The 8,773-nt window shown below is 39.5% G+C and carries 9 protein-coding genes; 2 read left to right on the top strand and 7 right to left on the bottom strand.

Annotated features, from left to right (window positions below; genetic code table 11):
* Position 1: 1 nt before the first annotated feature.
* Positions 2-547 carry a hypothetical protein gene (locus B7695_RS05890; RefSeq protein ID WP_084890405.1) on the bottom strand — a complete coding sequence of 182 codons (546 nt, stop codon included), beginning with the start codon at positions 545-547 and terminating at the stop codon, positions 2-4.
* A 239-nt stretch (positions 548-786) separates the two neighbouring features.
* On the opposite strand from B7695_RS05890, the gene B7695_RS05885 reads away from it, so the two are divergent.
* Positions 787-1,482 (top strand): VIT1/CCC1 transporter family protein, encoded by a 696-nt coding sequence (locus tag B7695_RS05885; protein WP_084890403.1) that lies wholly within the window; start codon positions 787-789, stop codon positions 1,480-1,482.
* 18 nt (positions 1,483-1,500) lie between these two features.
* On the opposite strand, the gene B7695_RS11445 is transcribed toward B7695_RS05885, so the two are convergent.
* The 3 genes from B7695_RS11445 to B7695_RS05870 are packed head-to-tail and all read right to left on the bottom strand — an operon-like array spanning position 1,501 to position 4,516.
* A complete protein-coding gene (locus B7695_RS11445; protein WP_142358868.1) occupies positions 1,501-1,716 on the bottom strand; it encodes a hypothetical protein in 216 nt (71 codons plus the stop codon).
* Between the two features lie 51 nt (positions 1,717-1,767).
* Complete coding sequence (locus B7695_RS05875; RefSeq protein ID WP_084890401.1) at positions 1,768-3,756, bottom strand: ABC transporter permease; 1,989 nt, start codon at positions 3,754-3,756, stop codon at positions 1,768-1,770.
* A gap of 1 nt (position 3,757) precedes the next feature.
* Positions 3,758-4,516 (bottom strand): ABC transporter ATP-binding protein, encoded by a 759-nt coding sequence (locus B7695_RS05870; RefSeq protein WP_000173358.1) that lies wholly within the window; start codon positions 4,514-4,516, stop codon positions 3,758-3,760.
* A 427-nt stretch (positions 4,517-4,943) separates the two neighbouring features.
* On the opposite strand from B7695_RS05870, the gene B7695_RS05865 reads away from it, so the two are divergent.
* Entirely contained in the window at positions 4,944-5,141 is a 198-nt protein-coding gene (locus tag B7695_RS05865; RefSeq protein ID WP_084890399.1) for a hypothetical protein, read from the top strand.
* Positions 5,142-5,272: 131 nt separating this feature from the next.
* On the opposite strand, the gene B7695_RS05860 is transcribed toward B7695_RS05865, so the two are convergent.
* Genes B7695_RS05860 through B7695_RS05850 form a run of 3 tightly spaced genes read right to left on the bottom strand, consistent with a single transcriptional unit; the run spans position 5,273 to position 8,169 of the window.
* On the bottom strand, positions 5,273-5,545 hold the full coding sequence (locus B7695_RS05860; RefSeq protein ID WP_084890397.1) for a PspC domain-containing protein: 273 nt from the start codon (positions 5,543-5,545) through the stop codon (positions 5,273-5,275).
* 58 nt (positions 5,546-5,603) lie between these two features.
* Positions 5,604-6,053, bottom strand: a complete 450-nt coding sequence (locus tag B7695_RS05855; protein WP_084890395.1) for a SprT family protein — start codon at positions 6,051-6,053, stop codon at positions 5,604-5,606.
* Entirely contained in the window at positions 6,040-8,169 is a 2,130-nt protein-coding gene (locus B7695_RS05850) for a Tex family protein (protein WP_084890407.1), read from the bottom strand. Before B7695_RS05850 ends, B7695_RS05855 begins: the two co-directional genes overlap by 14 nt.
* Positions 8,170-8,773 lie beyond the last annotated feature (604 nt).

Here is an 8,773-nt window from a genome sequence, read left to right as displayed (position 1 = left end):
TCTATCCATAATAACAAGAGCTTTCTCGAAAGGGAGAAGCCTCCATCATCTGAATCAGAGCTAAGCGCTCATGTTGTGCATGTTTGTCTTGAATAAAAACATCTCGATACACTCCAGTCGTCAAGTCGTATAGGGCATTTATATGCATGAGATTATAGGATTTAACATCCTTTTTGGTTTGGATAAAGGTTTCTGTATCCATGGGATTTCGAGGAATACAGATATCGCTCCCATCTGCAGCGAATATTGGAAAATCAGTATTAAGTGGAATAGGTGCTGTAAATTCTTTAAATAGGGCATAGAAAGCCTCAGGTTTTATCTGATAGCGTCTTTGAACAAAGGCTGAATTTGAAACTGTCAGTCTGGCATCTAGTAATTCTTTTGACAGTGATTTCCCTCCCATTCCCAGAATGGTACGAATCATAGTTTCTAATGATAAACTTCTTTTACGAGTAAAGGCCTGTTCATCTTGTTTGACGAACTCAACTTTTTGACTAATGATACTCTGAATACTATTATTCAAGTGGGCTTTTATTTGTTTTATCATGGAAAATCCCTCCTTAACTATAAGTTTATCACATAAAAAAGAAACCCAAATACAGAATTGTATTTGAATTTCTTAACTTAATGACATTGGTCTATCAGCTTTCCCTTTCCTACTAGCTAGTACTGATTTTAACTTTTAAAAAGGCTCAAAAAATTAAAATCGTGCAACTTTTTTCAGATACTTTTAAAAGATTGATTTCCTTATATTTTTCCTTTATACTGGATAAAAAGGAGAATAGTATGTCAGAAACAAATCACGAAATTGATTCAAATTTTGCAGGTCGTTTAAATATCCTACGAGCGGGTGTTCTTGGTGCTAATGATGGAATTATTTCCATTGCTGGTGTGGTTATTGGGGTTGCCAGTGCTACAAGCAATATCTGGATTATCTTTTTATCAGGATTTGCAGCTATTTTGGCCGGTGCCTTTTCAATGGCAGGTGGAGAATATGTATCCGTTTCAACTCAAAAAGATACCGAGGAAGCAGCCGTTGTGCGTGAGCAAGTCTTGCTAGACCAAGATATGGAGCTAGCTAAAAAGTCTCTCTACGCTGCCTATATTCAAAATGGCGAGTGTGAAACATCAGCACAACTTCTCACCAACAAGGCCTTTCTTAAAAATCCGCTCAAGGCTTTGGTAGAGGAAAAATATGGGATTGAGTATGAAGAATTTACCAATCCTTGGCACGCTGCCATTTCTAGTTTTGTTGCCTTTTTCCTTGGAAGTTTGCCTCCAATGATGTCAGTGACGATTTTTCCAAGTGAATACCGCATCCCTGCTACTGTCCTTATCGTCGGTGTGGCCCTTCTTCTCACTGGTTACACTAGTGCCAGACTTGGAAAAGCCCCAACCAAAACAGCTATGATTCGGAACCTTGCTATTGGCCTCTTGACCATGGGAGTTACCTTTCTGCTAGGACAACTTTTCAGCATTTAATACTCTTCGAAAATCTCTTCAAACCACGTCAGCTTCGCCTTGCCGTATATATATGTAACTGACTTCGTCAGTTCTATCTGCAACCTCAAAACGGTGTTTTGAGCTGACTTCGTCAGTCTTATCTACAACCTCAAAACGGTGTTTTGAGCTGACTTCGTCAGTTTTATCTACAACCTCAAAGCAGTGCTTTGAGCAACCTGCGGCTAGCTTCCTAGTTTGCTTTTTGATTTTCATTGAGTATACAATACAAGAAATACCTCGATGTTGAAGTCGAGGTATCTTTTTTTACATTTGTACAATCTTGCGATAGCTTCTAGAAGTAATCATGAAAATCAGCACATAGGCGATGAGGAAGATAGCGCAGATAGACAAGGTCACAGTCAACATCATAGTCGTATCTATTACACCAATCACTTTTAAAATCAGGCTAAGCATATGGTAGGCAAAGGCTAGATGTATGAAGGCAAAGAGCAAAGGAAGGAAGAAAACAGTTAAAACCTGTTTGTTGATGGTTTGCTTGATTTGCTTTTGATCTAAACCAACTTTCTGCAAGATAATAAAGCGTTCACGGTCTTCGTAGCCTTCAGAAATTTGTTTGTAGTAGATGACCAGAACTGTTCCGACCATAAAGATAATGGATAGGAAAATACCGATAAAGAAGACACCACCAAAGAGGGCACTCATCTGAGCACTAGCATCTGATAAATTACTACCGTAAACATAGCTACCTTCCGTGTTTAATTGAGCATTAAATTGATCGAGGTATTTATCATATTCTTCAGCGACCTTGAGTTGTTCTTCTTCACTGGCATTTACATTTATGCCACCGTAAAACTGATTATAGATAGCCGAATCTGGGAATTGATCCAAAAAGGCTTGTAAATCAGGTACAACAAGGTAATTGTAATCAGCAGTCAAAATATTAAACTGATTTGGGACATGGTTGACAATGAAATCTTTAGTAAATTCTTCTTTGACAGAAAATTGATGATCATTCAGAGTTAGAGTTTTCTGTTCTTTAACTCCCTCATTCTTTGCAAAGAGTCCGACCTCATTTCCTGATAGAGACAGTTTTTGACCAGTCATATTTTCATAATCTTTTTGGTCAAATACCATGAAAACTGTTGTGGGTTGGACACGATTTTGTCCTTTTTCAAAAAGTGTTAACTTATTTCCTTCTTGGTTTGCAACACCAAAGTAAGTATAACGAATCACTTCTTTCTCTTTAATCTTATAACCTTTGTCACTTGCAAACTGGCTCAAGAGTTTGTCCAAGTCTTCTTTTTCAACATTTTGCCCTGAAACTCCAAAATCATGAGGATTTAGAACTTTTTTAAAGGATTCTGCGGAATTGAAAATACTTGTCGCTGCTGACATGGTTACCAAAACCATTGTTGACAAGATAGCGATGGTTGCTAATCCAACTGCATTTTTCTTCATACGGAAAATCAAGTTGGAAACAGAGATGAGGTTATTTGGTTGGTAATAGTATTTCTTGTTTTTCTTTAAGATTTGAAGGAAAACGGTAATTCCTGCATTAAACAAGAGATAGGTCCCAAAGATAACCAGTAAAACAGCTATGAAGAAGGTTGTTAAGGCTGTAAGAGGATCTTTTACCGTAAGGGCAAGATAATAGCCAATCCCTAAACTTATAGAACCAAGAATGGTTTGGAGAGGTAGGAAACGACCTTTTTTCTCTCCGCTAGCTTTTTCACGAGAGAGCTGGAGGGCATTCATACGGGCAATTCGAAGGGCATTCAGGAACATGAGGCCTAGGAAAATCAAACCGAAGACAACAAGTACTGTAATGACAACTTTCATCTGGAAGGTAGCGACTAGTTCTACCTTTAATTTCATCAGTTTGAGTAGGAAAGCGAAAATCAACTTATCAAACAAGGCTCCAATACCGATACCTGCTCCAACAGTTAGAATCCCAAATAGCACTAACTCCTTAAAGGTCATACTGATCAGGTGACGTTTCTCCAAGCCCAACATGCCATAAATTCCCAGTTCCTTGGAACGGTTTTTCATAACAAAACTATTGGCATAGAGGACGATAATGGCTGACGCAAGTGTGACGACAAACATACCAAATCCTAGAGTTGCTTGAATGCTTGATCCTCCACGGATTTCCGCAATCTTTGGATTGAAAGTTAGAGAGTAAAAGAGATAGGTGACAGTGACTGCCAAAAGAACAGCCAGCGCAAAAGGATAGTAGAGTTTGCGGTTTTTAATCAAGTTCGATACCGCTAACTTATTGGTTAATCGAAACATACTAATTCACCTCGCTTGCCATGACAGTCAAGGTATCAGAGATCTCTTGGAACATCTGACGTTCTGTCTTCTCTCCACGGTAGATTTGATTGTAAAGAATGCCGTCTTTGATAAAGAGTACACGTTTAGCTCTGCTAGCTGCTGCCGTTGAGTGAGTCACCATGAGAATAGTTTGACCACGCTCATTGATTTCATCAAAAACATCAAGAAGAGCTGCAGATGACTTGGAATCAAGGGCCCCTGTTGGCTCATCCGCAAGGAGAATTTCAGGTTCTGTGATGATGGCGCGTGCTACTGCTACACGCTGTTTCTGACCACCAGAAATCTCGTAAGGATACTTCTCTTGCAATTGGTTGATACCCAGATTCTCAGCTGTCACTACCAATTTCTTCATCATCTCCGTAATGGGTCTTCTTGACAAGACAAGCGGAAGCAAGATATTGTCCTTAACAGACAGAGTATCTAGCAAGTTAAAGTCTTGGAAGACAAATCCCAGCTTTTCACGACGGAAGCTAGAAGCCTGTGAATTTTTAATGGTTGCAGTGTCTGTTCCATTCAGGTAAACTTGACCACGACTTGGTTTATCCAGCATAGCTAGGATATTGAGAAGAGTTGATTTACCAGAACCAGACTCACCCATGATGGCAACGTAGTCACCTTTTTCCACGGTAAAGTGAATATCCTTGAGGGCTTCTACTTGGTTGCCCTGAAAACGAGTTTTATAAATTTTTTGAACGTGTTTTACATCTAAAAGTGTCATGAGAATCTCCTTTCTTAATATCCCATCAAATGAAATGTAGCTTGCATCATAGCGCATCCCAGCTGAACGCGCTCGATATCTTTGTGGCTTGGTTTTCTTTTTTTCTTCTGTAAGATTTGTTTCATGATGTTACTCCTTTGTTCTTTATGAGTCTAGTTTACATCAAAAAAAGACCGCTTGCCATAACCTAACCTTACAAAAGAGACTTTAATCTTACATTTTTGTAAGATTGGGGGAAATGTAAGCAAAATTGCTTAGAAAATGAGTTGATTTCCTATTTTTAAAATTGTAAAATATAGGTGTGAAAAGGCTTACTTTGGAAAGGAGGAAGCGGAAACTATTACTCTAGTAAGCTTACTTCGATGAAACACTATTTAATTTAATACTTGCAAGTCGTTCTACCTATAAGGAAAGAAGGTGCGCTTTAATGAAACACAAAGAACATATACTCATCGGACTTCTCTATCTCCTCTCTCCATTCATCGGTCAGCTCTTAGTTGAAAAAACATACTTTATCGGTACAGAATTTACAGCTACTGCTTATGCTATTTGCTGGCTATCAGTTGTTATCAGCATCCATCATTTTTCAAAAAATGTATTGTCTCAGCATAAAAAATCAGATTAGAAACATGAGTTTAAAATAATATTTTGTATATGAGACTGAGAAAATCTTATTAAAAGTAAAAAAGCTTTAAATCAAGCAGTTTAGACTATTGATTTAAAGCTTTTTGCTTATTCCAAATCTTCTGTAGAACCTTACCAAAACCAGCCTTCATTATCGTCAATGGCTTGGGCTTCTTTGCGTTTACGTGGGCCTGTTCCGTACATTTCTGCCTCGATTTCTTCCTTGCTTGGCATGACAGAAGCTAGGATGATATAGATAATCACGCCAAGTCCAAAGTTTGCGACTGTAAAAATGGCAAACAAGAAACGAACAAGGGTAACATCAAAGTTCCACTTGTCTGACAGACCTGCCAGAACTCCTGAAATCATGCGATTTCGTCTCATTTTATAAAATTTACTGTTCATGATATTTCCTCTTTCTGCTAGATTAGACATAGTATATCATGGGTAGGCTCGGCTTTCATCAGTCCTCAGGCTGATTTATTAGTAGCAATTTACCTCGACAAAGTCCACAGCGATAGCGTTTGGTATCAATCCTACGCTTGCGATGATACCTTTGCTGGCAGGATTGGCAACGATAAAGCTTGATTTGTTTGGAGTTGCTATTGGGCAAGGTTGGCACAAAGCGTAATCCATCCACTGCTTTCAACAGTTCCTTAAAATCCCGATCCTTGTGTTGATAGCCCTTCCCTTGAAAATAGAGGTGATAATGACAGAGTTCATGTCGGACAATTTTCCTAAAAACGTCCAACCCCAGTTCCTGATAAACCTTGGGATTAAAATCCAAATGCCCATCTTTGGGGAAAAATCGCCCACCTGTCGAACGTAGACGAGAATTCCACTGGGCTTGATGGATAAAAGGTCTGCCGAAGTCTTTTAGTGAAACCTGCTTGACGTAATCAGTCAGTTTCATTTGGAGCGAGAAGCGACAGATTAACTTTTTCACGTTCAGTATCGATTTTCTTAACCCAAACGGTCACCAAATCTCCGACTGACACCACTTGGCTAGGATGTTTGATAAATTTGCGACTCATATGGGAAATATGAATCAAGCCGTCCTCATGAATCCCAATGTCAACGAAGGCACCAAAGTCAACGACGTTACGCACCACACCTTCTAGCTTCTGACCAACCACTAAGTCTTTGATATCTAGGACATCTTGGCGAAGCACAGGTGCGTCAAAGGAATCACGAAAATCTCGACCTGGTTTGAGAAGATCTGCAATGATATCTTTAAGAGTTTCTGGACCAAGGTCTAGCTCTTGCGCCATTTCCTTGACTGAAAGGGACTTGAGTTTACTTTGGGCTTCTTCATTTAAGTCCTTGATATCCAAGCGTTTGAAGAGCTCCTTAACAGCAGCATAGTTCTCTGGATGAACTCCTGTATTATCAAGGATATTGCTACTTTCAGGGATACGAAGGAAACCAGCTGCCTGCTCAAAGGCCTTGGCTCCTAGACGAGGAACTTTCTTGATTTGGGCACGTGAAGTGATTTTTCCTTCTTCCTCACGGTATTTGACGATATTTTCAGAAATGGTTTTATTGAGTCCAGCTACGTGTGAAAGAAGAGCTGGGCTGGCCGTATTGACATTGACACCGACTTGGTTTACCACTGTATCGACGACAAAATCCAGACTCTCAGACAGTTTCTTTTGACTGACATCGTGCTGGTATTGCCCGACACCAATTGATTTAGGATCGATTTTTACCAATTCAGCAAGGGGATCTTGCAAACGACGGGCTACAGAGATAGCAGAGCGTTTTTCAACGGTCAAGTCTGGAAACTCCTGACGAGCTAGTTCACTGGCAGAATAGACAGAAGCACCACTTTCATTGACGATAACATAGCTGACTTCTGGAAATTCTTTGAGAACTTCCGCCACAAAGGCTTCACTTTCACGACTGGCAGTTCCATTTCCGATAGCAATAATTTCTACACTGTATTGACCAATCAAATCTGCCAAATCTTTCTTGGACTCTTCGATTTGACGAGCAGAGGCTGGTTTGACAGGATAAATAACCTGAGTTGTCAGCATTTTTCCTGTTGCATCAACGACAGCTAGCTTGGCACCTGTACGAAAGGCTGGGTCAAACCCAAGAACCACGCGCCCTTTCAATGGAGCAACCAAGAGGAGATTGCGCAGATTGTCAGAAAAGAGTTGGATAGCTCCTTCTTCTGCTTTTTCAGTCAATTCTGTCCGAATACGGCGCTCGATAGCAGGCAAGACTTTTTTCTTAACAGACTGTTGAACCACTTCATCAATATAGGTATTTTTTACCTTGAAACGAGCAGCAAAGAAAGCTAGAATACGGTTCGTTGCATGTTCAAAACCGACCTTCAAGACACCCAGCTTCTCCCCACGATTGAGAGCCAAGGTACGATAACCCTGCATATTTCCAACCGTCTCTGAAAAATCATAATAAATCTGAAAAACCTGCTTTTCATCAAGACTTTCATCCTTGACTTGAGAAGTGAGTTTAGAGTGTCTCAGCACCTCCTGATAAGTCATAGCCCGTAAATTGACATCTTCCGATAAGGCTTCGACCAAGATATCAACTGCACCAGCCAAGGCCTCCTTACCAGTCGCAAATCCTTCACAGACGAACTTTTCAGCTTCCTTCTCTAAGCCAGCTACATTCTGCAAAATCAAGCGAGCAAGAGGGAAGAGTCCAGCTTCACGAGCAATAGTTGCCTTGGTCCGACGTTTTTCCTTATACGGAAGATAGAGTTCTTCTACATCTGCTAATTTTTCGGCAGCTAATATAGCTTCTTCCAACTCCTTGGTCAGCTTGCCTTGCTCTTGAATCTTAGCCAAGACAGCTTCCTTGCGGTCGTTGAGGTTGGTCAGACTTTTATCCAAGTCAATAATAGCCTTAATCGCCACCTCATCCAGACTACCAGTCATGTCCTTGCGATAACGCGCGATAAAGGGAATCGTCGCCCCTTCTGCCGTCAAACTTAGAACGGTATCGATTTGCTTTAACGTCACTCCCAAATCCTGGGAGATTTTTTCATATTTTTTATCCATGAATCTATTATACCACAAGGTAATATTATTCAAATTATCTCTTACAGTATTTAAAAACAATATGTGGGGAATAGATTTATATTCTATAGTGCAATAACTTGTACTTAGAGAACATTGCCACCTTTTTTAACCACTCCATGACATCAAAAGTATTTAATGGATCAGACATAATAGCCAGTTCTGGGACCCGTATAGTTGAGAAGGTTTCAATTTAGAATTCTACTAGATTACAAAAGAATCTATGAGTAATTTCACTGTTTTTATTTTTTACAAAACGCTTTATAAAGCTATTTGTTGAAGTTAGCGAATCAATTTTCAGAGCAAATAAAAAAACGCAAGCCTGAGCCTGCGGTGAGTGTAATCTATTTTGAAATTTTGAAACAAAAAAGGAGCATTTAAGCTCAATGTCATTAAGTTAGTGATCTAACTACTTGAATAGGAGGTATGATTGAGATCATCAAAGTGATTCTCTATCGTATCTTCTATTTTTTTGCATGACAAATAAAGGTTTTTTCACCCTATTTTTTGAGATTTATGTTACTCTATAGATGAAATCAACTACCGATTGGGCCTTTATCTTTCTTGGATATTTTCGATTCGGTCG

Origin of the sequence: Streptococcus mitis (genome assembly GCF_002096845.1) — a bacterium.
In the GTDB taxonomy this organism is placed as follows: Bacteria; Bacillota; Bacilli; order Lactobacillales; family Streptococcaceae; genus Streptococcus; species Streptococcus mitis_A.
Note: the sequence above shows the minus strand (reverse complement) of the source record. Positions and strands in the feature narration are given on the sequence as shown.